Source organism: Saccharomonospora xinjiangensis XJ-54 (assembly GCF_000258175.1).
GTDB lineage: Bacteria > Actinomycetota > Actinomycetes > Mycobacteriales > Pseudonocardiaceae > Saccharomonospora > Saccharomonospora xinjiangensis.
The window spans coordinates 470,808-491,312 of the sequence record NZ_JH636049.1; the positions used below are offsets into that span (position 1 = coordinate 470,808).

A 20,505-nucleotide genomic window follows, 5' to 3' on the forward strand; every position below is an offset into this window, starting at 1 on the left:
GGCCGGGACGCCAAGGGTGACGAGAACGGGGCGGCGCACCCGTTCCCCACGTCCGACCCCCAGCCGGGCGTGCGGAACGACGTCGGCGATCGGCACGCCGCCGCTGCACGTTCTCGCAGTGTGTGACGTGCCGGGTGGGTGTCCGGTTCCGTCGATTTTCGTGTGTTCATCACCGGCCGTCTGACCTGTGCGATAGCGCCACGACGTGACCGGCAAGATGACCGGGTGCCTTCCGACGACTCCGAGTACCCGACCCAGCCCCTGCCGAAGGCGGGGGCGGAACGAGGTGTTCCTTCGCGGCCGACCGGACCTCGGCGACGGCAGCGCCCCGAGAACGGCCTCTCTGCCTCCGAAGGCACGCGGACCGCGCCGCCGTCGCGGCGGGAACCCGCAGGCCGGGCAGAATCGCGCAAGGAGACCGCGGCGCGCCCGGCAGCGCCATCCCAGCGGACATCGCGGGCGCCCGCCGCGTCCCGGCGACGCGCTTCTTCTCAAGGCGACACCGGGTCCGAGCGCAGGCCCGGCCCCCGCACAGCGGCTCCCGATGCCCAGCCGAATGACGGACACGGACACCGACACGGACATGGGCACGGGCACGGGCACGGGAAGACGGCACCGGCCTCGGACCGGGTGCGCCGCATGCTGCTCGTGCTCCTCTCACCCATCGCGGCGGCGACCCTGGTCGCCGTGGGCGTGCTGTACCCGTGGGGCGGTGGAGGTGAGCGGGACAGCAATTCGGTCGGCACACCCGTCGATGGTGTGGTGACGGCTGCGGCGGCAGGCCCATGCCTGTCGCCGGGGCAGGTGCAGGTGGGCCAGCCCTCTCCGGACGAGAGGCAATGCCTTTCCGTTGACGTGCGGCTTCAGGACGGTCCGGGGGAAGGCGCGACCATCACGAAGATCATCCCGCTCGAACCGAGCAGCCCCCGGTTCGCGGTGGGCGACGAGGTGGTGCTCGCCTTCGGTGGCGCCGACGCAGGCGACGCGGCGTCGTACCAGCTCAGGGACTTCCAGCGGGGTGTTCCGCTGCTGCTGCTCGGCCTGCTCTTCGCGGGCGCGGTGCTGCTGCTGGGACGCTGGCAAGGACTGGCCTCACTGGCGGCACTCGGGATCAGCTTCGCCGTGATCGCCCTCTTCGTGCTTCCCGCCATCCTCGCGGGGGAGAGCCCGCTTCTCGTGGCGATCGCCGCAGCAGGGCTGATCATGTTCATCGCGCTGTACCTGACTCACGGGCTGTCCGCCCGCACCTCGGTGGCCGTGCTCGGCACCATGGTGAGCCTCGCGCTGATCGGCGTGCTGTCCGCCGTGTTCTCGGCCGCCGCGCAGCTCACGGGGCTCGACACCGACACGAGCACGCTCATCGGCGCGCTCGGGGAAGGCATCGACGCCAGGGGCCTGCTGCTGGCTGGCATCGTGATCGGCGCGCTCGGTGTCCTCGACGACGTCACGGTCGCGCAGGCGAGCGCGGTGTGGGAACTGCGACGGGCCAACCCCGCCCTCAGCTGGCGAGGGCTCTACGCGGCGGGGCTGCGCATCGGCCGCGCGCACGTCGGCTCCGCCGTCAACACCCTCGTGCTCGCCTATGCCGGAGCCGCCCTTCCCCTGCTGCTGCTCTCCTCGCTGGCCGATGTGGGCCTGTCGCCGATCCTCCAGTCACAGGATGTGGCCTCCGAGATCGTGCGCACGCTGGCAGGCAGCATCGGCATCGTCGCCGCCGTGCCGCTGACCACGTTGCTGGCCGCCGTCATCGCCGTACGCGACGAGAGTCCCGGAGCGGAGGAGGGTTCCGGTGGCGAGGAGTCCGGTGGCGAGGAGTCCGGTGACGAGGACGCGGGCGACGGGGTCAGTCGTTGAGCGACGCCACGAAGCGGCTGACGGCCTCGATGCTGAACCGCTGCGCGAGCTTGCCGGAGGGAGCAGCCGAGGCCAGGCGGTAGAGAGGACGATCGGCCGCGGCGTCGCCACGCGCCTCCGCCCTCAGCTGAGCCACGAGCAGCTGTGAGAACACGACGCCGCCCGCGTCCATGTTGTTCACGACGGCGTCGGCGAGCCTGCGCAGCGGCAGGATGCCCAGCTCCCGGCCCCCCGTCCCCGCGTACACAGCCAGGTCGATCTTGACAGCCGCGGAACGCCCCTGCCCGCTGACCAGCAAGCTCACGGTCCTGGTTCCCCGCACATCGGTGATCATCAGATCGATGCGCGGCGCCGTCACGAGGTTCACCGTCCGCGAACCCCAGGTACGCACGACGACCGTGGTGCCCTCCAGCCACATCCGGCGCCGGGCGCCGGATGTCACGAGCAGGACCAGCGGGACCGCGACGACCGCCGCCACCACCAGCCCGGCGACCTGACCGCCGACGAGCCCGGCCACCCCGCCGAACGCGGCGGCGAGCAGCGCCACGGCGATCAGGCCGGACACCGTCCTCTTGCGGCGCGCCGTCGGATCGTCCCCGGACAGAGGGATGCGCTCAGGCTCCCGCGCCGGGGTTCCCGCGGTCGGCTCCTGCTCAGTCAATTCCGTGCCCTCGCTCCGCTCGCTGTCTTCACGGCCTTCGCCGCCCTTGCCGCTCATCGTCTGCCTCCCTTGCCCTCCGGCTGTCGCCGCCGTCAGGTCAGGAACGGGTTGCCCGCCCTTTCGCGGCCGATCGTGGTGCTGCCGCCATGCCCCGGCAGCACCACCGTGTCGCCGGGCAACGCCAGGACTGTGGTGCGCAGGGATTCCGCCAGCGCGGCGGGGTCGCCGCCCGGCAGGTCCGTTCGCCCCACGGACCCCGCGAACAGCGTGTCGCCCGTCAGCGCCAGCCTCCCGCCCTCCTCGGAGCGGAACCCGAAGATCACCGAACCTGGCGTGTGTCCCGGCGTGTGCAGCACCTCGATCCGCAACCCCGCCAGCTCCAGCGGCCCCTCCCGCAGGAGTTCGACGGACGGCGGTTGCGGCGACGTCACCGTGATCGCCGTTCCCGGATCACCACGGCCGGGAGCAGGGGCCGGATCGGTGAGCAGATGCCGGTCCTCCTGCCTGATGTGGACGGTGACCGAGTGTTCACCCGCCAGCAGCGCGGCGGTGGCGACGTGGTCGTGGTGGCCGTGTGTCGCGAGCACGGCGGCCGGTGTCAGATCGTGCTCACGCAACGCGCGGGCCACGCCGTCCCCGGCTCCCTCCCCCGGGTCCACGACGACGCACTCGCGGCCAGGACCGGCAGCGACCAGGTAGCAGTTCGCCGCGAGATCGCCTGCCGGGAACCCGACGACGAGCACGGCCAACACCTCCGGATCTGGGACCGGTCTCACCCTAGCCGCCCCTGCACAGGTTCTTCACAGACAGTGCCCATAGACTGCCGCCACCCGCAGCGGGAGTGTAGAGACGACTCAGGGGAGGGCAGGTGGCGACCAACCAGCAGCGCCGCGAGGCCGCGAAACGCAAGCTCGAACGGCAACTCGCTCGTCGTGCCGAACGGGCGAAGCGCCGCAGGATCGTCGGGGTCGGCGTCACGGTGGGCGCCGTGGTGGTCGTCGCCGGACTCATCGTGGTCCTGGCCACACGCGGCGGCGACAGCGAAGCCGACGGCACCGATTCCGCAGCTTCGCCGCCGGCGTCGGCCCCCGCCGGAAACGGCGCGGACATCCAGATCCCCACCGAGCGCGTCGAACCGGCCTCCCGCACGAAGGCGTTGCCCAACCCGACGTCGTGCGAGTACTCGAAGTCCGGGGACGCGGCCAAGGACGTGCCGGTGCCCGACGGCAAGGACGTGCCGTCCGAGGGCACCGTCAAGGTCACGTTGCACAGCAACGTCGGCGACATCGGGCTCGACCTCGACAGGGCTCTCGCGCCGTGCACGGTCAACAGCTTCGTGCACCTGGCGAAGGAGGGCTACTACACCGACACCGGTTGCCACCGGATCGGCACGGAGGGCCTCCAGATGCTCCAGTGCGGCGACCCGACGGGGCAGGGCACCGGCGGCCCCGGCTACACGTTCGCCGACGAGACGTTCGACTCCCTCACCTACGGCCGGGGCATCCTCGCGATGGCCAACAGCGGACCCGACACCAACGGCAGCCAGTTCTTCATGGTCTACGGTGACGCGCCGCTGCCCCCGAGCTACACGGTGTTCGGCACCATCGACGACGAGGGGCTCAAGGTGATCGACGAGATCGCGCGAGCGGGCCACGACGGCAGCTTCGACCCGAGCCCGGGAGGCGGCAAGCCCAACACCGAGGTGACCTTCACCGACGTGACCGTCAAGGCGTAACGACGCAGGTGACCGCGCAGCTCAACGGCCGTCCCGCCACGGTGGAGCACCTCGCCTCCGCCGTCGGCGGGTACGGCCACTTCACGACACTGCGGGTCGCCGACGGCACGGCGCGCGGCCTTGCCGATCACCTCGCGCGCCTTGCCGACGCCCATCGGCGCGTATTCGACGCCGACCTGGACACTGGGTTCGTGCGAGAGTGCCTGCGCCGTGCCGTGCCGGCTCGCGGCACGGTCATCGCGAGGATCACGCTGGTCGGCTCGCCGTTCGCCGACACCGCCGACGTGCTGGTCACGCTGCGGGAGGCTGGCGGTGCGCCGCCAGCGGTACGGCTGCGCACCGTGCGGGCCCTGCGCGCGCTACCCGAGATCAAACACACGGGGACGTTCGCCCAACACTTCCACGCCCGCGCCGCGCGGCGCGCCGGGTTCGACGACGCGCTCTTCGTCACCGGCGACGGCCACATCGGCGAGACCTCGGTGTGCACGATCGGTTTCCTCGACCCCGAGGGCACCGTCGTGTGGCCGGACGCTCCGGTCCTTCCCGGTGTCACGCAACAGCTGCTCACCCGAGGGCTGACCGGGTTCGAGGTGCGGGTGGAGCAGCGACCGGTTCCCGTCGCGGACGTCGGCACCTTCCGTGCCGCGTTCGTCGCCAACGCGGGCAGCCTCCTCCGCCCCGTCTCGGCTGTCGATGACGTGGCACTCCCCCTCGACGACGAGTGGATGTCCCTGTTACGCCGGGCTTACGACACGAATCCACCCGAACCCGTGTGACCGTGTCCGCACTTCCCGCACGCGTGTCCGCACTTCCCGCACGCGTGTCCGCACTTCCCGCACGCGTGTCCGCACTTCCTGCACCCGTGTCCGCACCTCCCGCACCGCCCGGGGACCGCAGCGGCTCGCCGTCCAGCACAGACACAGGTGCGCGCACTGCCGACACGCACGTCTTGACCTGCCAACGCAGGTGAGCAGACCGCACATGCCGTGCCAAAACCGCACTCTCCCGCGCACAGGGTGCAAAAACCCGTGCACAGAGTGCGGACACGGTGGTCAGGCGAAGTGGGGCGGGCGGCGCTCCAGGAACGCGGCGACACCCTCCGCGTAGTCGGCGCTGTGCACCGCATCGCTGCGGATGCGTTCCACCTCGGCGTCGGAATCGCGTTGCCCCGCGAGGATGCGTTCGACGATCTCGTTCATGCCCCTGACCGACACCTGGGAACGAGAACACACCGTGCGCGCGAACTCGGTCGTGATCCGATCCAGCTCGCCCGGTTCGACCACCTCATTGACGAGCCCCATCCGCTCGGCGCGGCCCGCGTCCACGAGTTGCCCCGACAGCAACAGATACCGCGCGTTCGCCGGCCCCACGAGCGCGACGAGCTGCCGGGTGGACAGAAAGTCGTACACGATGCCGAGCTTCGCTGGGGTGATGCCGAACCGCGCGTTCGTCGCGGCGAACCGGATGTCACACGCCACCGCGAGCTGGCACCCGCCGCCGATGCAGTTGCCGTGGATCATCGCGATGCTCGGTTTGCGCATGGTGGCCAGCGCCCGCACCGCCGAGGTCACCGCCTCGTCGTAGGCCGCCGCACCGTCCGCGCTCGACCGCAGTGCTCTGAACTCGCCGATGTCGGCCCCCGCCGAGAAGTGGGTGCCTTCCCCCGTCAGCACCAGCACCTTCACGGCGGGGTCGGCCTCCACCTTCGCGACCACGTCGGGGATCGCCGACCACATGCTGTGGCTGATGGCGTTCATCTTCTCCGGCCGCGCGAGCACCAGCCTGGCGATCTCGCTGTGGGTGTGGAACTCGATCCCGTCGCTCATGATCAGGCACAGTACGGTGTCCGGCACACCGTCCGGAGTGTCACGAGGCCGAGGTCACGCGGTAGACGTCGTAGACGCCCTCGACGTTGCGAACCACCTTGAGCACGTGGCCCAGGTGTTTGGGATCGCCCATCTCGAACGTGAACCGGCTGACCGCGACGCGGTCGCGCGAGGTCGTGACGGACGCCGAGAGGATGTTGACACGCTCGTCGGCGAGCACCTTGGTGATGTCGGACAGCAGCCGGTGCCGGTCGAGTGCCTCGACCTGGATCGCCACGAGGAACACCGACGACTCCGTCGGCGCCCACTCGACATCGAGCAGCCGCTCCGGCTGCTTGCGGAGTTCGTCGGCGTTGGTGCAGTCCGTGCGGTGCACGCTGACGCCTCCACCCCTGGTCACGAATCCGAGGATGTCGTCGCCGGGCACGGGTGTGCAGCAGCGCGCGAGCTTGGTCCAGATGTCGTCGGTCTGGCCCTTCACCACCACGCCGACGTCACCGGTTCCCCGCCTGCGAGTGACGGTGGACGGCGTCGCGCGTTCGGCGAGTTCCTCCTCCGCCTCCTCGACTCCCCCGATGAGCGCCACCAGTCGCTGCACGACGTGCTTGGCGCCGACCTGGTGCTCGCCGACGGCGGCGTAGAGGGAGCTGATGTCGGAGTGCCGCAGTTCCTTGGCGACCGCGCCCATCGTGTCGGCGGACACCAGCCGCTGAAGCGGAAGGCCGATCTTGCGGACCTCCTTGGCGATGGCCTCCTTACCTGCTTCGATGGCCTCGTCGCGGCGTTCCTTGGCGAACCATTGCCGGATCTTCGCCTTGGCCTTCGGCGACGCGGCGAACGCCATCCAGTCGTGGCTGGGCCCCGCGCCCTCGGCTTTGGAGGTGAAGATCTCGACGACCTCGCCGTTGTCGAGTTTGCGTTCCAGCGCGACGAGCCTGCCATTGACCCTCGCGCCGATGCAGCGGTGCCCGACCTCGGTGTGCACGGCGTAGGCGAAGTCCACCGGGGTCGATCCCACCGGCAACGTGATCACGTCGCCCTTCGGGGTGAAGACGAAGATCTCGCGGGTGGCGAGGTCATACCGCAGCGATTCGAGGAACTCGCCGGGGTCGGCGGCCTCCCGTTGCCAGTCGAGGAGCTGGCGCATCCACGCCATCTCGTCGATGTCCACGGCGTTGCCGCGATGCGTGCCCTTCGTCTCCTTGTAGCGCCAGTGCGCCGCGATGCCGTACTCGGCGGTGCGGTGCATCTCGTGGGTGCGGATCTGCACTTCCAGCGGCTTGCCGTCCGGCCCGATCACCGTGGTGTGCAGTGACTGGTACACACCGAACCGCGGCTGGGCGATGTAGTCCTTGAACCGCCCCGGCATCGGCTGCCACAGCGCGTGCACGACGCCCATGGCGGCGTAGCAGTCACGCACCTCGTCCACCAGGATCCGCACACCGACCAGGTCGTGGATGTCGTCGAGGTCGCGGCCACGCACGATCATCTTCTGATGGATGGAGTAGTAGTGCTTGGGCCGTCCCTCCACCTTCGCGCTGAGGCGGGACTCCTCAAGCTGGCGGGTCAGCTCCCCGATGACCCACCGCAGGTAGGTGTCCCTGGACGGAGCCCGATCGGCCACCAGCCGCACGATCTCGTCGTACTTCTTCGGCTGGAGGATCGCGAACGCGAGGTCCTCCAGCTCCCATTTGACCGTGGCCATGCCGAGGCGGTGGGCCAGCGGCGCGAGTACCTCCAGGGTTTCCTTCGCCTTGCGTGCCTGCTTCTCCGGCGGCAGGAAACGCATGGTGCGCATGTTGTGCAGGCGGTCGGCGAGCTTGATGACCAGCACCCTCGGGTCACGGGCCATCGCGATGACCATCTTGCGGATGGTCTCCGCCTCGGCCGCGGTGCCGAGCTTGACCTTGTCGAGTTTGGTGACCCCATCGACGAGCTGGGCGACCTTCTCGCCGAACTCGTCGGTGAGCTGCTCCACCGAGTAGCCGGTGTCCTCCACGGTGTCGTGCAGCAACGCCGCCACGAGCGTGGTGGTGTCCATCCCCAGTTCGGCCAGGATCGTGGCGACCGCGAGTGGATGTGTGATGTAGGGGTCGCCGGATTTACGACGCTGGTCGCGGTGCAGCTCCTCCGCCACGTCGTAGGCACGCTGCAACAACGCCAGGTCGGCGCTCGGATGCAGTTCGCGGTGGATGACGGCCAGCGGTTCGAGAACCTGCTTCACCGGCGCGGGCCGCTGCGCGGTGATGCGGCGCGCCAGCCTGGCACGAACTCGCCGGGTGGCCGACGGCGCGCGCACGGTGGCCCCTGGCGCTGCCTCCTGGCCGGCTTGGGTCGGCGCGCCGGCGTCCGAACGGGCAGCGACCACGGAATCAAGCTCCTGGCTCACCCGCACCTCCAGCTCGTCACGCGACTGATGACGTCAAGCGTAACGCGCCACACGCCCGGGCTATGCCTGCGGGCGCACCGGAAAGGGCGGTACGCCGACAGCGGGCACCGGGATCAGGCCGGATGCCTCGATTCTCACCCCACGATCCGCGGGGTGCGGGTGAGCCGAAGGTCAGACCGCGCGCAGCGCGTGCACGGGCACGGCGCCGAGCAGCGAGCGGCCATTCAGGCTTTCCAGCTCCAGCACCACAGAGACCCCCGTCACGACGGCGCCCGCGCTGCGGAGCAGTTCGGCTGTGGCGGCCACCGTGCCGCCCGTGGCGAGGACGTCGTCCACGATCGCGACGCGCTCCCCCTCCCGCACCGAGCCTGTGGGCAACTCCAGCGTCGCCGTGCCGTACTCCAGGGCGTAGTCAACGCGGCCCGCGACGTCCGGCAGCTTGCCCGGCTTGCGGACCAGCGCCACCCCGAGTCCTCTGGCGTAGCCGAGCGCCGCTGCCAGCACGAACCCCCTGGCCTCGACGGCGGCGAGCCGGTCAACACCGTCGCCGACCTCCTCGCCGAGCGCCTCGATGACGCGGGCGAAGGCCTTCGCATCGCCGAAGAGAGGCGTCAGGTCGCGAAATAGCACGCCGGGTTCCGGGAAGTCCGGAATCTCGACGATGAGGTCGAGCGCCCGGTCGAGTTCGCTGCCGCTCACCGCTTCCGCTTCCCCGTCGGGCGTGCGCCACGCCGCTCTTGCCCCGCCTTCGGGTGCCGCGCCGGCACGCTTGCCGCGGCGGCGTACGCCTTCTCGCGGCGCAATTCGGCGGCGAGCTGCTCGTCGTCACCGGGATTGAAGTCGTCGGCGAGGTCCGCCTCCGCACCACCCTCGACACCGAGCTTGCGAGCCTGGTTCTCCCTGCGAGCCCGCACCTTCTCCGCCTGCTTGCGGTAGCGGGGGTCCCGCATCTTGAACGCCACCAGCATCGGCGTGGCGAGGAGCACCGAGGACAGGGTTCCCGCGAGCATGCCGGTGAGCAGCACCAGCGCGAGGTCCTGCAGCGTGCCCGAGCCGAGCAGCAGGTATCCGATCACCAGCAAGCCCACCACGGGCAGAAGCGCGATGACGGACGTGTTGATCGAGCGCATCAGCGTCTGGTTCAGGGCGAGGTTCGCGGCCTCGGCGTAGGTGCGGCGCGTCAGGTTGAGGATGCCCCGGGTGTTCTCCTTGACCTTGTCGAACACCACCACGGTGTCGTACAGCGAGTAGCCGAGGATCGTCAGCAGCCCGATGGCGGTGGCCGGTGTCACCTCGAAGCCCACCAGAGCGTAGATACCCGCTGTGACCACGACGTCGTGCAGCAGAGCGACCAGTGCCGAGACGGCCATCCACGTCTCGAAGTAGAGGACGAGGAAGATCGCTACCAGCACGAGGAACACCGCGAGGGCGATCAGGGCCTGCCGGGAGATCTCGCCGCCCCAGGTCGCGCTCACCCTGCTGTCGCTGATCACCTGCTGGCTCGGCGTTCCCGACGCGTCGAGCGGTTGGAGCCGCTCGAACAGGGCCTGCTTGACCTCCTGGACCTCGTTCGGTTCCAGAGTCTCCGACCGCAACTGAATGGCGGCCGACTCACCGACCCCGACCTGCTGGGTCTGGGCCGGGTTCGTGCCCATGACCTCGGCGAAGGCATCACCGGCCTCGCGGGTGGTGATCGGTCCGTCCGCACCGGTCGCCGGGAGCTGGATCTGGGTTCCGCCCTCGAACTCGATGCCGAAGTTGAATCCCTTCACGCCCATCGTGGCGAAACAGGCGATCACCAGGGCGCCGAAGAAGACGAACCACCGCTTGCGGTGACCGACGATGTCGAACGCGCCGGTGCCGGTGTAGAGGCGATGGAAGACCGATTGCTTCACGGGTGTATCGGATGCTGCGTTCGTGGTCGTCTCGGGCTTCGCCACGTCACGCCTCCTTCACGGCAGTGCGAACCGCGGCTCGACGGCCTTCGCCGATGCGTTGCACCGCACCGAGACCGGAGAGCTTGGGACTCGACAGCTTCTTCGACCGGGACACCATCGCCACAAGAGGGTGCGTCACGAGGAACACCACGATCAGGTCCAGCACCGTGGAAAGACCGAGGGTGAAGGCGAAACCCTTCACCTCGCCCACCGCGAGCACATACAGCACCGCCGCGGCGAGGAACATGACCGCGTCGGAGGCGAGAATCGTCCTCCGCGCCTTCTCCCAGCCCCTCGGGACGGCCGATCGGAACGTTCTGCCTTCACGCATCTCGTCCTTCAACCGCTCGAAGTAGACGACGAAGGAGTCGGCGGTGACACCGACGGAGACGATGAAGCCGACGACGCCCGCGATGTCGAGCGTGTACCCGATCCACCGTCCGAGCAGGACCAGCACCGCGTAGACGATGAGCGCGGAGAGCGCGAGCGACAGGATTGTGAGCACGCCGAGAATGCGGTAGTAGAACAGGCAGTACACGAACACCAGTGCCAGGCCGACGGCGCCCGCGATGAGACCGGCCTCCAGGGTCGCGAGCCCCAGTGTCGCCGACACCGTGGTGGCGTCGGAGGACTCGAACGACAGCGGAAGCGAGCCGTACTTGAGGACGTCTGCCAGGTTCTTCGCCTCGGCCTGCGTGAACTGACCGGTGATCTGGGTGTCACCACCCGCGATGGCCTGGTTGATCGTCGGAGCCGAGACCACCTCGGTGTCGAGCACGAACGCCGCGCGCTGACCGATGTTCTGTGTGGTGAAGTCGGCCCACGTGTCCGCGCCCTGTCTGGTGAACGACAGGTTGACGACCCAGCCGCCCTCCTGCGTGTTGTAGACCGACGAGGCGTCGTCGATGGCGGTGCCCTGGAGGAACACCGGCGACAGAACGTACTTCTCGGTGCCGTCCTGGTCACACGCGACGAGCGGGAGCTTCGGGTCGTCGTTGCCCGCCAGTGGGTCCAGCCCCCGCGCGTCACAGGTCAGCCGTGACAACGCCTCCTGCTGCGCCTGTTGCGCGAGCTGCATCGCGGCCGGGTCGGTGGGGTCCGCGGGCACGAGCGCCGGGTTCTGCCGCCACTCCTTGGCCTTCCGGATCTCCTCGGCGGCCTCTTCCTGGAGCGTCTGACCATCGCCCTTGTCGTCGTCGCCGCCGGGCTGCTGCGCGGGAACGCCGCCTGCCGGGCTGCCACCGCCGCCCTGGTCGCCGGAAGCGTCCTCACCGCCGGAGGTACCGGAGTCCCCATCACCGGAAGCGCCGTCACCGCCCGACGTGCCGGAGTCCTCGCCGCCGGGCTTCTTCTCGGATTCCTGGCCCTCTCCCGGCGTCGTACCCGCGTCAGCGCCTGCGTCCGGCTGCTGCATCCCGGCCTGCCCCGCGGGGACCGCCGCGATGACCTGACGGAAGCCCAGTTTCGCCGTCTGCCCAAGCGTCTTCGCCTGCTCGCCCTGGTCGCCGGGGACCGTGATGACGACGTTGCTGCCGTCGAGCACGACCTCGGCACCGCTGACGCCGATGCCGTTCACCCGGTTCTCGATGATTTGGCGAGCCTGCTGAAGTTGCTCCCGCGACGGTTCGGAACCGTCCGGCGTCCTCGCCGTCAGGGTGACCCGTGTCCCGCCCTTGAGGTCGATTCCGAGCTTGGGTGCCGCGTTGCCGTCGCCGGTGAAGAACACCAGCGAATACAACGCGGCGACGATCACGACGAAAAACGCGAAGTAGCGTCCCGGGCGAATCTGCCCGGCCGGAGGTGCCACGGTCGGTCGCTCTCCTCGAATGGTCCGACGGCTTGACGAGTCGCAGGCGGGTCACACACCGCGAGGTAGCGAACGCGCCCAGCACCGAGACCTTACTCGGGGCTGGGCGAGCGCCACACACTACCCGCGCTGGCGGATCGGGCAACGCTCACGGCGCACGCCTCCCGCCACGGTGCGCGGTGTGGTTGACGAGGCCGGGTTACTTCTTGCCGTGCTCGACGGAAGAGGCCACCTGCGCGTCCGCGCCTGCCTTCTCGGCATCGGCCGAGCCGTTCCCGTCCTTCGAGTCCTCCGCCGTGGAGTCCGAGGCGGGGGTCGCCGTGACGGTCTCCTCGTCGTCCTCCGACGTGTCCGTGTCGGCCATCTCGGAGTCGGTGGTCGGCACGATGCGCTCACGCACGGCCTGACGCAGCCAGGTCGTCACCACGCCCTCGGCGATCTCCAGGTCGATGGTGGTGTCGTCGCTCGCGTCGGCGACCGTCGCGTACAGACCTGATGTGGTCATCACGCGGTCACCCGCGGTCAGGCTGCTCTGCATCTCCTGCTGCTCGGCCATGAGCTTCTTCTGCTTGCGCGTGCTCAGGATGAGCGGCAGCGCGACGACGAGCATCAACAGCAGCGGCAGGATAAGGCCGTCCATGGTTCTCCATTCGCAGACGCCGCCTGTGGTGGAGCGTGACGTCCGAGTTGTGTCCGGATGTGCTGTTTTCGAGTGTGCCAGGTGCTGATGAGAAATCGAGCACCGGTGGCGCACACCTCGGCATCCCCTTAGTCGAACAGGGACTGCGACGTGGCGTCAAGCCCTCCCGTGTTGTCGGGAGGCCGCAGCCCGAGGTGTTCCCACGCCAACCCGGTGGCGACCCGGCCCCGTGGCGTCCGCGCGAGCATACCCGCACGCACGAGATACGGCTCACACACCTCTTCGACCGTGGTGGGCTCCTCGCCGACGGCGACCGCGAGGGTGGACACGCCGACCGGCCCGCCGTTGAAGGACCGCACCAGCGCGCCGAGCACTTCCCTGTCGAGCCGGTCGAGGCCGAGTTCGTCCACGTCGTACACCTCAAGCGCGGCCCGCACGACCGGCAACGTGGCCACGCCGTCGGCGCGCACCTCGGCGTAGTCGCGGACCCGGCGCAGCAGCCGGTTGGCGATACGCGGCGTCCCTCGTGAGCGCCGGGCGATCTCGGCGCTGCCCTCGACGTCGATGTCGATGCCGAGAATTGACGCCGAGCGCCGGAGCACCTGCTCCAGCTCGGCAGGACTGTAGAACTCCATCTGTCCCGTGAACCCGAACCGGTCGCGCAGCGGTCCGGTGAGCGCACCCGAGCGCGTCGTCGCCCCGACGAGCGTGAACGGCGGGATCTCCAGCGGGATGCTCGTGGCGCCGGGCCCCTTGCCCACCACGACGTCAACGCGGAAATCCTCCATCGCGAGATACAGCATCTCCTCGGCGGGCCTGGCGATGCGGTGGATCTCGTCGATGAACAGCACGTCGCCCTCGGCGAGGTTCGACAGCATCGCGGCGAGATCGCCTGCCCGCTCCAGCGCGGGACCCGACGTGATGCGGATGGCGGCGTCGAGTTCCGCGGCGATGATCATGGCAAGGCTCGTCTTGCCCAGCCCCGGAGGGCCGGAGAGCAGGACGTGGTCGGGAGCGACCCTGCGCCTGCGCGCGCTCTCCAGCACCAGTTCCAACTGCTCGCGAACGCGTGGCTGGCCGACGAACTCGGACAGTCTCCGTGGCCGCAGAGCTGTCTCGACCTCGCGCTCCCCCGTCTGAACCACCGCCGACAGCGGAGGCTCGACCGAGACAGGGTCGGCATCCCAGTGCTGCTCGGTCATGTCGTCGTGCACGCCGCTGGCCTCACTTCTTCCTGCCGAGCACGGCCAGAGCCGCCCTCAGCATCCGGGACGTGTCGCCGGGCGCGTCGGGCGTCGCCACCCTGTCCACGGCCTGTTCCGCCTGTTTCGCCGTGAAGCCGAGGCCCACCAGCGCCTCGACCACGTCCGCGCGCACCGCGTTACCCGCCGCGCGCGACTCCACCTGCCCATCGCCGCCGGACAACGGCGCGGATACCTTGTCGCGCAGTTCGATGATCAGCCGTTCCGCGCCCTTGCGGCCGATGCCGGGCACCTGGGTGAGCATCGTGATGTTGCCGTCCGACAACGCGAGCCGCAGTTTCTCGGGCTCCAGCACCGCGAGCGCCGCGAGCGCGAGCCGGGGACCGATGCCCGACACCGTCTGGAGCAGCCCGAACAGTTCCCGGGAGTCCGCGTCGGCGAACCCGAACAGGGTCAGCGCGTCCTCCCGCACCACGAGTGTCGTGTGGAGGTGCGCCTCCGTGCCCCTGCGAAGCGTCGCGAGCGTGGCGGGAACCGCCTGGACGGCGAATCCCACGCCGCCGACCTCGATCACCGCGTGATCGAGCCCCACCGACAGCACCTCACCGCGTACCGAGGAGATCATGATGTCAATCCCGTCCCTGTCCTGTCGTCACGCCGCCGTGCCGCCGCCTCGGCCAGCCTTGCTCTGTGGGTGCGGGCCAGCTCCGCCGCCTTCGCCTCGGCCTCAGCCAGCCGGGCCCGCATCGGCTCCCTCCACAAGTGACAGATCGCGAGGGCGAGCGCGTCGGCGGCGTCCGCGGGGCTCGGCGCCTTCGCCAACCGCAGGAGCCGGGTCACCATCGTGGTCACCTGCGCCTTGTCGGCACGGCCCGAACCCGTCACCGCGGCCTTCACCTCGCTCGGCGTGTGAAACGCGACGGGGAGGTTCCGCCGGGCCGCGCAGACCGCCACCACGCCGCTGACCTGGGCCGTGCCCATGACGGTGCGGACGTTGTGCTGGCTGAAGACCCGCTCGATCGCCACGACCTCCGGGGTGTGGGTGTCGAGCCAGGCGTCCACCGCCTCGCTGACCTGCAACAGCCGTCGCGGGAGGGCGGCATCGACAGGGGTTCGCACCACGTCCACGGCCACGCAGGACACGGACCGGCCCAGCCCGCCGTCCACGACCCCGAGGCCGCACCGGGTCAACCCGGGGTCAACACCCAGCACGCGCACGAGGTCAGTCCTTTCCCGCGAACATCAGTTCGATGTCGAAGGCTACCGTCCCACCCCGTCCGCTCCGCAGGAGAACACGCCGCCGCCCCCGGCGTCGTCCCACGCGAGACGCCCCGTTCCGTGTCCGCAGTCTATGTACGGGCGTTGGCACCGCACGGCGCAAACACGCGCGGGAGGTGCCAACACGCGTGCGAGAAGTGCGGACACGGCGCGGGAAGTGCCGACGCCCGCGCGAGAGGTGCGGACACGGCGGGAGTCCGATGTGGATTCAGGGGCCGTTGACGCCGGGCGTCCAGTTCTCCGGTTCCCCGCTCACCGTGAGCACCGGCTGCCATTGCGCGAACCCCTCGGGTGCGCCCTCGCTCCACGGCCAGAACCCGTCCGGCGTCGGAACGATGATCTGCACCGCGGGGAAGTCTCCCTCGGGATAGACGAGGAACGCACTGCCGAAGAACTCCGGATAGTGCCCCTGTGCCACCTTCTCGAACGTCACGGGCACGCCGTCGAAGAAGTCGTCGTAGAGCCCGCCGTGAGTGAACCTCTCCCCCGTCGCGGCACGGTCCACATAGGCGTCCAGCAGCACCGTCGCCATCTCCTGGGGAAGCCCGACCACGACCGCCTCCGGAATACCGTGCATGGCCCACGCACAGACCGTGAAGGCGTATCCCGCACCGCGTTCGTCGGCAGGCACGGCGACCACCGCGTTACCGCGTTGCTCCGCCTGCGCGACGATCCACTCCCTCAGGCGCTGGTCAGAATCCGGTTCGTGGTCGTTGTCGATGACGGTGTCCGCAGTCACGGCCGACATTGTGCCGCATCACCGGGCACGGACACGACAGGCATGCCGCGCGTCTCCCGCGCCGTCCAGCACCCGCCGTGTCCCGCCTCCCACGGTCCGGTTCAGCCGACCTCGGCGAGTACCTCGTCGCTGACGTCGAAGTTGGAGTAGACGTTCTGCACGTCGTCGCAGTCCTCCAGTGCCTCGATCAGCCGGAAGACCTTCCGTGCGTTGTCGGCGTCCAGCGGCACGTTGACCGAAGGCAGGAAGTTCATGTCGGCCGACTCGTAGTCGTAGCCCGCCTCCTGCAACGCCGTCCGCACGGCGACCATGTCACCGGCCTCGGAGATGATCTCGTAGTTCTCGCCGAGATCGTTGACCTCCTCCGCGCCCGCGTCGAGTACCGCCATCAGCACGTCGTCCTCGGAGAGGTCGTTCTTGGGCATGAGGACGACGCCCTTGCGGTTGAACAGGTACGCCACCGAACCGGGGTCGGCCAGCGAGCCGCCGTTGCGGGTCAGCGCGGTACGCACCTCGGACGCCGCCCTGTTCTTGTTGTCGGTCAGGCACTCGATGAGCACCGCGACACCGCCCGGCGCGTAACCCTCGTACGTGATGTTCTGCCAGTCGGCGCCGCCCGCCTCCTCGCCCGCGCCGCGCTTGCGCGCCCGCTCGATGTTGTCCTGCGGGACGGAGTTCTTCTTCGCCTTCTGGATGGCGTCGTACAGGGTGGGGTTACCTTCGGGGTCACCCCCGCCGGTTCGCGCGGCGACCTCGATGTTCTTGATGAGTTTCGCGAACAGCTTGCCACGCTTGGCGTCGAGGGCGGCCTTCTTGTGCTTGGTGGTGGCCCACTTGGAGTGGCCGCTCATCTCTCCTCCAACTCTCTTTCGCGTCTACGCGACCTCGGACACGGTGCGAACGAACAGACGGTGAATCCGTTCGTCGCCGGTCAGCTCGGGATGGAACGCGGTGGCGAGCACCCTCCCCTGCCGGACGGCCACGATCCTATCGGCAGCCGAGCCGGGGGTTGTGGCGTCGCCCACCGTGGCGAGCACCTCGACCTCGCTTCCTGCCTTCTCCACCCAGGGAGCCCGGATGAAAACGGCATGGAAGGACCCTTCGACACCCGCGACGTCCACGTCGGCCTCGAACGAATCGACCTGCCGCCCGAACGCGTTGCGCCGGACGACGACGTCGAGCGCGCCGAGCTGATGCTGGTCGGGCCTTCCGTCCAGCACCTGCCGCGCCAGCAGGACCATCCCGGCACAGGAGCCGAACACCGGCAGCCCGTCCCTTATCCGCTGCCGCAACGGGTCGAGCAGGTCGAAGGTGTCGAGAAGGCGGGACATCGTGGTGGACTCACCTCCGGGAAGCACGAGGCCATCGACCTCGGCCAGCTCGGAAACCCGGCGTACCTCGACGACCCGCGCACCGGCGCGCCGCAGCATGGCCGCGTGCTCACGCACGTCGCCTTGCAGGGCGAGAACGCCGACGAGGGGTTGCTGCGGCACGTGCGTCACCTTTCCCGCGATCATTGCTGGTCAAGCCTAGTGGCATTCGAGAAAGCGGCGGCGATCAGGGCACGCCCAGCAGTCGCAGTCCCGCCGCCGTCGCCCCCGCGGCCAGCACGACGAGCACGAACGGCGCCTTCTTCCAGGCCAGCGCACCACCGACGGCGACACCGGCGGGCCGGGCCCACCCCGCGAACTCCGACCCTTCCACCAGCGACGATGTCGCGACCAGGCAGGCCAGCAGCACCACGGCCGACACGGCGAACAGCTTCTCGGCTCTCGGCGACAGCCTCACCCTGGCCTTCAGGACAGGGCCCGCGGCACGGAACGCGAACGTGCCCGCGCCGAGCACGGCGGTGGCGGCGAGCAGTGAGGTGGCGGTCAGCACGAGGTCGTGTCCTCTCCTGCGCGAACGGGCTGGCCTGCCTCGCCTTCGTCGTGCCGGGTGCGCAGGGCGGCGAGCACGCCGACGAGCCCGAACAGCACAGGCAGCCCTGCGGGGACGAACGGCGCGCTGGCCAGTGCGGCGGCGACGCCGACAAGCACAGCTCTGCGGGTGCCGGCGTCGCGCAGCGCGGGAAGCACCAGCGCGAGCAGCACGGCCGGGAATGCGGCGTCGAGCCCGAGCGCGGCGGTGTCGCCGACGGTGGTGCCGACCACGGCACCGGCCACCACGCCGAGGTTCCAGGTGACGAAGAGCCCGATCCCGCAGGCCCAGTACGCGGCTCTGCGGCGCTCGGTCTCGCGCTGGGCGAGCGCGAACGCGACCGTCTCGTCGATCATCAAGTGGGTGCCGAGCAAGCGGCTCGCCCAGCTCCTGCCGAGGAGGTCGGCGACCGCGAAGCCGAAAGGAACGTGGCGCGCGTTGATCAGCAGTGCGGCGACCACGGCGGCGATCGGGTTGCCACCGGAGGCCACCAGCCCCACGAACATGAACTGGGCAGCACCGGCGAAGACCACCACCGACAGCAGCATCGGCAACCACAGCGGCAGCCCGGCACCGACGGTGATGGCCCCGAAGGAGAGACCGACGAGAGTGTCGGCGAGGCAGACCAGCGCGATGTCACGCACGAGGTCGCGATCCAAAGTTCGCCATATCGAACGCATCGCCTTCTATACTGAACACACGACAGCGCGTTCGTCAAGCCGAACAAACAGACTTGTGGAGCGAACAACATGACGGAGACCAGGGACAACCGAAATGCCGGTGAATCCGGGGCACCCCTCGCGGCCATCGCCGCTTCGCTGCACCGTGAGCGGCAGCGGGCCGGGCTGTCGCTCACCGAACTCGCCAGAAGGGCCGGAATCGCCAAATCGACCCTCTCCCAGTTGGAGTCGGGCACCGGTAATCCGAGCGTCGAGACGATCTGGGCGCTCAGCACCGCGCTCGGGGTACCGTTCGCCCGGCTCGTCGAACCGGTCAAACCCCGCGTCCAGGTGGTGCGAGCGGGAGAAGGCCCTCGGTTCTCCGCCGAGCGCGCCGACTACATCGCCACCCTGCTCTCACCTTCCCCACCGCACAGCCGCCGCGACGTCTATCTCATCCAGGCCGAGCCGGGCAGGCCAAGGGAGTCGGACCCGCACCTGCCCGGCATCGTGGAACACCTCGTGCTGAGCGGCGGGCGAGCACTCGCCGGCCCCGTTGACGACCCGGTGGAACTGGAGCCGGGTGACTACATCGCCTACCCCGGCGACGTAGCGCACGTGTTCAGGGCACTGGAGGCCGGAACCATGGCCGTGCTGATCTCCGAACAGACCTGAGGCGCCTCGGCGCCTGCCAGAGAGCGGGCCGAGCTCGCCGCACCCCGGGCCTTCGCCGTTCCCGTGTGGCCCGCCCCGCGAGGCAGGCCACACGCGCGTCACCAGCCGCGTTCGGCGAGCCGGTGTGGCGCGGGCACGTCATCGACGTTGATGCCCACCATCGCCTCACCGAGTCCCCGCGAGACCTTCGCGAGGACATCCGGGTCGTCGTGGAAGGTGGTGGCCTTCACGATGGCCTCGGCGCGCCGGGCGGGATCGCCCGACTTGAAGATGCCGGAGCCGACGAACACTCCCTCGGCACCGAGCTGCATCATCATCGCCGCGTCGGCGGGGGTGGCGATGCCGCCAGCCGTGAAGAGCACCACGGGCAGCGAGCCCGTCTCGGCCACCTCTCTCACCAGCTCGTACGGAGCCTGCATCTCCTTGGCCGCCACGTAGAGTTCGTCCTCGGGCAACGCCGACAGCGTGCGGATCTCGCTGCGGATGCGGCGCATGTGTGTGGTCGCGTTGGACACGTCGCCGGTGCCGGCCTCGCCCTTGGACCGGATCATCGCGGCACCCTCGTTGATGCGCCGCAACGCCTCCCCGAGGTTGGTCGCGCCGCACACGAACGGCACCGTGAACGACCACTTGTCGATGTGGTTGGCGTAGTCGGCGGGGGTGAGCACCTCCGACTCGTCGATGTAATCGACACCGAGCGACTGGAGCACCTGCGCCTCGACGAAGTGGCCGATCCTCGCCTTCGCCATCACCGGGATCGAGACCGCCGAGATGATGCCGTCGATCAGGTCGGGATCGCTCATGCGGGCCACGCCGCCCTGCGCGCGGATGTCGGCGGGCACGCGCTCCAGCGCCATGACGGCGACCGCGCCGGCGTCTTCGGCGATCTTGGCTTGCTCCGGCGTGACGACGTCCATGATGACGCCGCCCTTGAGCATCTCCGCCATCCCGCGCTTCACACGCGCGGTGCCGGTCCTGGGCTCGGCGGACTCACTGGGCTGGGCGTTCGACACGGCAGTACCTCTCAACAGGGTTTTCCGGGGTTGACGGCCCCAGCGTAAGTCGGACGTGGACCCCTGAGGGTGGCCATTGACCACCTATTTCGGAAGTCCACTTCACCGGCGTCTGGACGCCGTCCCCGGTCGCCGCGCCGCCCGTCTTGCCACCCGCGCCGATCGGGTGT

At 69.6% G+C, this 20,505-nt stretch carries 21 protein-coding genes; 4 read left to right on the forward strand and 17 right to left on the reverse strand.

Annotated features, from left to right (window positions below; translation table 11 throughout):
- Nucleotides 1-630 precede the first annotated feature (630 nt).
- Nucleotides 631-1,854, forward strand: coding sequence for a YibE/F family protein (locus tag SACXIDRAFT_RS01640; protein WP_198284293.1), 1,224 nt, complete (start codon nt 631-633; stop codon nt 1,852-1,854).
- Here the strand turns inward: SACXIDRAFT_RS01640 and SACXIDRAFT_RS01645 are convergent.
- Together SACXIDRAFT_RS01645 and SACXIDRAFT_RS01650 are read right to left on the reverse strand one after the other, a co-directional pair.
- Nucleotides 1,844-2,515 carry a hypothetical protein gene (locus SACXIDRAFT_RS01645; RefSeq protein WP_040922388.1) on the reverse strand — a complete coding sequence of 224 codons (672 nt, stop codon included), beginning with the start codon at nt 2,513-2,515 and terminating at the stop codon, nt 1,844-1,846. The genes SACXIDRAFT_RS01640 and SACXIDRAFT_RS01645 overlap by 11 nt on opposite strands.
- Before the next feature lie 92 nt (nt 2,516-2,607).
- Complete coding sequence (locus tag SACXIDRAFT_RS01650; protein ID WP_006236714.1) at nt 2,608-3,258, reverse strand: MBL fold metallo-hydrolase; 651 nt, start codon at nt 3,256-3,258, stop codon at nt 2,608-2,610.
- Nucleotides 3,259-3,383: 125 nt separating this feature from the next.
- Here SACXIDRAFT_RS01650 and SACXIDRAFT_RS01655 point away from each other — a divergent pair, with 125 nt between their 5' ends.
- Complete coding sequence (locus SACXIDRAFT_RS01655) at nt 3,384-4,250, forward strand: peptidylprolyl isomerase (RefSeq protein ID WP_006236715.1); 867 nt, start codon at nt 3,384-3,386, stop codon at nt 4,248-4,250.
- Between the two features lie 8 nt (nt 4,251-4,258).
- Nucleotides 4,259-5,026: an aminotransferase class IV gene (locus tag SACXIDRAFT_RS01660; protein ID WP_006236716.1), complete on the forward strand. Its 768-nt coding sequence runs from the start codon at nt 4,259-4,261 to the stop codon at nt 5,024-5,026.
- Nucleotides 5,027-5,302: 276 nt separating this feature from the next.
- Here the strand turns inward: SACXIDRAFT_RS01660 and SACXIDRAFT_RS01665 are convergent, their stop codons facing one another.
- The 14 genes from SACXIDRAFT_RS01665 to SACXIDRAFT_RS01730 form a co-directional block, all read right to left on the reverse strand.
- Nucleotides 5,303-6,076: an enoyl-CoA hydratase/isomerase family protein gene (locus SACXIDRAFT_RS01665; protein ID WP_006236717.1), complete on the reverse strand. Its 774-nt coding sequence runs from the start codon at nt 6,074-6,076 to the stop codon at nt 5,303-5,305.
- Nucleotides 6,077-6,116: 40 nt separating this feature from the next.
- Complete coding sequence (locus SACXIDRAFT_RS01670) at nt 6,117-8,465, reverse strand: RelA/SpoT family protein (protein WP_006236718.1); 2,349 nt, start codon at nt 8,463-8,465, stop codon at nt 6,117-6,119.
- A 171-nt stretch (nt 8,466-8,636) separates the two neighbouring features.
- Nucleotides 8,637-9,164 (reverse strand): adenine phosphoribosyltransferase, encoded by a 528-nt coding sequence (locus SACXIDRAFT_RS01675; protein ID WP_006236719.1) that lies wholly within the window; start codon nt 9,162-9,164, stop codon nt 8,637-8,639.
- On the reverse strand, nt 9,161-10,405 hold the full coding sequence (gene secF / locus SACXIDRAFT_RS01680; RefSeq protein ID WP_006236720.1) for a protein translocase subunit SecF: 1,245 nt from the start codon (nt 10,403-10,405) through the stop codon (nt 9,161-9,163). Before secF ends, SACXIDRAFT_RS01675 begins: the two co-directional genes overlap by 4 nt.
- Nucleotide 10,406: 1 nt before the next feature.
- A complete protein-coding gene (secD, locus tag SACXIDRAFT_RS01685; RefSeq protein WP_006236721.1) occupies nt 10,407-12,209 on the reverse strand; it encodes a protein translocase subunit SecD in 1,803 nt (600 codons plus the stop codon).
- A gap of 199 nt (nt 12,210-12,408) precedes the next feature.
- The gene (gene yajC, locus SACXIDRAFT_RS01690) at nt 12,409-12,849 is read right to left on the reverse strand and encodes a preprotein translocase subunit YajC (protein WP_006236722.1); all 441 of its coding nucleotides are present in this window, start codon (nt 12,847-12,849) and stop codon (nt 12,409-12,411) included.
- Between the two features lie 128 nt (nt 12,850-12,977).
- The gene (gene ruvB, locus SACXIDRAFT_RS01695; protein WP_232285366.1) at nt 12,978-14,051 is read right to left on the reverse strand and encodes a Holliday junction branch migration DNA helicase RuvB; all 1,074 of its coding nucleotides are present in this window, start codon (nt 14,049-14,051) and stop codon (nt 12,978-12,980) included.
- A 22-nt stretch (nt 14,052-14,073) separates the two neighbouring features.
- Nucleotides 14,074-14,676: a Holliday junction branch migration protein RuvA gene (gene ruvA / locus SACXIDRAFT_RS01700; RefSeq protein WP_006236724.1), complete on the reverse strand. Its 603-nt coding sequence runs from the start codon at nt 14,674-14,676 to the stop codon at nt 14,074-14,076.
- Complete coding sequence (gene ruvC / locus SACXIDRAFT_RS01705) at nt 14,673-15,269, reverse strand: crossover junction endodeoxyribonuclease RuvC (RefSeq protein WP_006236725.1); 597 nt, start codon at nt 15,267-15,269, stop codon at nt 14,673-14,675. The genes ruvA and ruvC overlap by 4 nt, the downstream gene beginning before the upstream one ends.
- A gap of 268 nt (nt 15,270-15,537) precedes the next feature.
- The gene (locus SACXIDRAFT_RS01710) at nt 15,538-16,077 is read right to left on the reverse strand and encodes a DUF4262 domain-containing protein (RefSeq protein WP_006236726.1); all 540 of its coding nucleotides are present in this window, start codon (nt 16,075-16,077) and stop codon (nt 15,538-15,540) included.
- A gap of 92 nt (nt 16,078-16,169) precedes the next feature.
- Entirely contained in the window at nt 16,170-16,919 is a 750-nt protein-coding gene (locus tag SACXIDRAFT_RS01715; protein WP_006236727.1) for a YebC/PmpR family DNA-binding transcriptional regulator, read from the reverse strand.
- 24 nt (nt 16,920-16,943) lie between these two features.
- Nucleotides 16,944-17,585: a pyridoxal 5'-phosphate synthase glutaminase subunit PdxT gene (gene pdxT, locus SACXIDRAFT_RS01720; protein WP_006236728.1), complete on the reverse strand. Its 642-nt coding sequence runs from the start codon at nt 17,583-17,585 to the stop codon at nt 16,944-16,946.
- Nucleotides 17,586-17,625: 40 nt separating this feature from the next.
- Nucleotides 17,626-17,949 (reverse strand): AzlD domain-containing protein, encoded by a 324-nt coding sequence (locus tag SACXIDRAFT_RS01725; RefSeq protein ID WP_006236729.1) that lies wholly within the window; start codon nt 17,947-17,949, stop codon nt 17,626-17,628.
- Nucleotides 17,943-18,668: an AzlC family ABC transporter permease gene (locus tag SACXIDRAFT_RS01730; protein WP_006236730.1), complete on the reverse strand. Its 726-nt coding sequence runs from the start codon at nt 18,666-18,668 to the stop codon at nt 17,943-17,945. Before SACXIDRAFT_RS01730 ends, SACXIDRAFT_RS01725 begins: the two co-directional genes overlap by 7 nt.
- A 69-nt stretch (nt 18,669-18,737) precedes the next feature.
- Between SACXIDRAFT_RS01730 and SACXIDRAFT_RS01735 the strand changes: the two genes are divergently transcribed.
- Nucleotides 18,738-19,322 (forward strand): helix-turn-helix domain-containing protein, encoded by a 585-nt coding sequence (locus SACXIDRAFT_RS01735; protein WP_006236731.1) that lies wholly within the window; start codon nt 18,738-18,740, stop codon nt 19,320-19,322.
- 98 nt (nt 19,323-19,420) lie between these two features.
- On the opposite strand, the gene pdxS is transcribed toward SACXIDRAFT_RS01735, so the two are convergent.
- Complete coding sequence (gene pdxS / locus SACXIDRAFT_RS01740) at nt 19,421-20,335, reverse strand: pyridoxal 5'-phosphate synthase lyase subunit PdxS (protein WP_006236732.1); 915 nt, start codon at nt 20,333-20,335, stop codon at nt 19,421-19,423.
- Between the last annotated feature and the right edge of the window lie 170 nt (nt 20,336-20,505).

Excerpts from the sequence above, each read along its gene's own strand:
- SACXIDRAFT_RS01735 (WP_006236731.1), top strand. The coding sequence starts at position 18,738 with ATGACGGAGACCAGGGACAACCGAAATGCCGGTGAATCCGGGGCACCC.
- SACXIDRAFT_RS01710 (WP_006236726.1), bottom strand. The coding sequence starts at position 16,077 with ATGTCGGCCGTGACTGCGGACACCGTCATCGACAACGACCACGAACCG.
- SACXIDRAFT_RS01715 (WP_006236727.1), bottom strand. The coding sequence starts at position 16,919 with ATGAGCGGCCACTCCAAGTGGGCCACCACCAAGCACAAGAAGGCCGCC.
- SACXIDRAFT_RS01665 (WP_006236717.1), bottom strand. The coding sequence starts at position 6,076 with ATGAGCGACGGGATCGAGTTCCACACCCACAGCGAGATCGCCAGGCTG.
- ruvA (WP_006236724.1), bottom strand. The coding sequence starts at position 14,676 with ATGATCTCCTCGGTACGCGGTGAGGTGCTGTCGGTGGGGCTCGATCAC.
- yajC (WP_006236722.1), bottom strand. The coding sequence starts at position 12,849 with ATGGACGGCCTTATCCTGCCGCTGCTGTTGATGCTCGTCGTCGCGCTG.
- pdxT (WP_006236728.1), bottom strand. The coding sequence starts at position 17,585 with ATGATCGCGGGAAAGGTGACGCACGTGCCGCAGCAACCCCTCGTCGGC.
- SACXIDRAFT_RS01730 (WP_006236730.1), bottom strand. The coding sequence starts at position 18,668 with ATGCGTTCGATATGGCGAACTTTGGATCGCGACCTCGTGCGTGACATC.
- ruvB (WP_232285366.1), bottom strand. The coding sequence starts at position 14,051 with ATGACCGAGCAGCACTGGGATGCCGACCCTGTCTCGGTCGAGCCTCCG.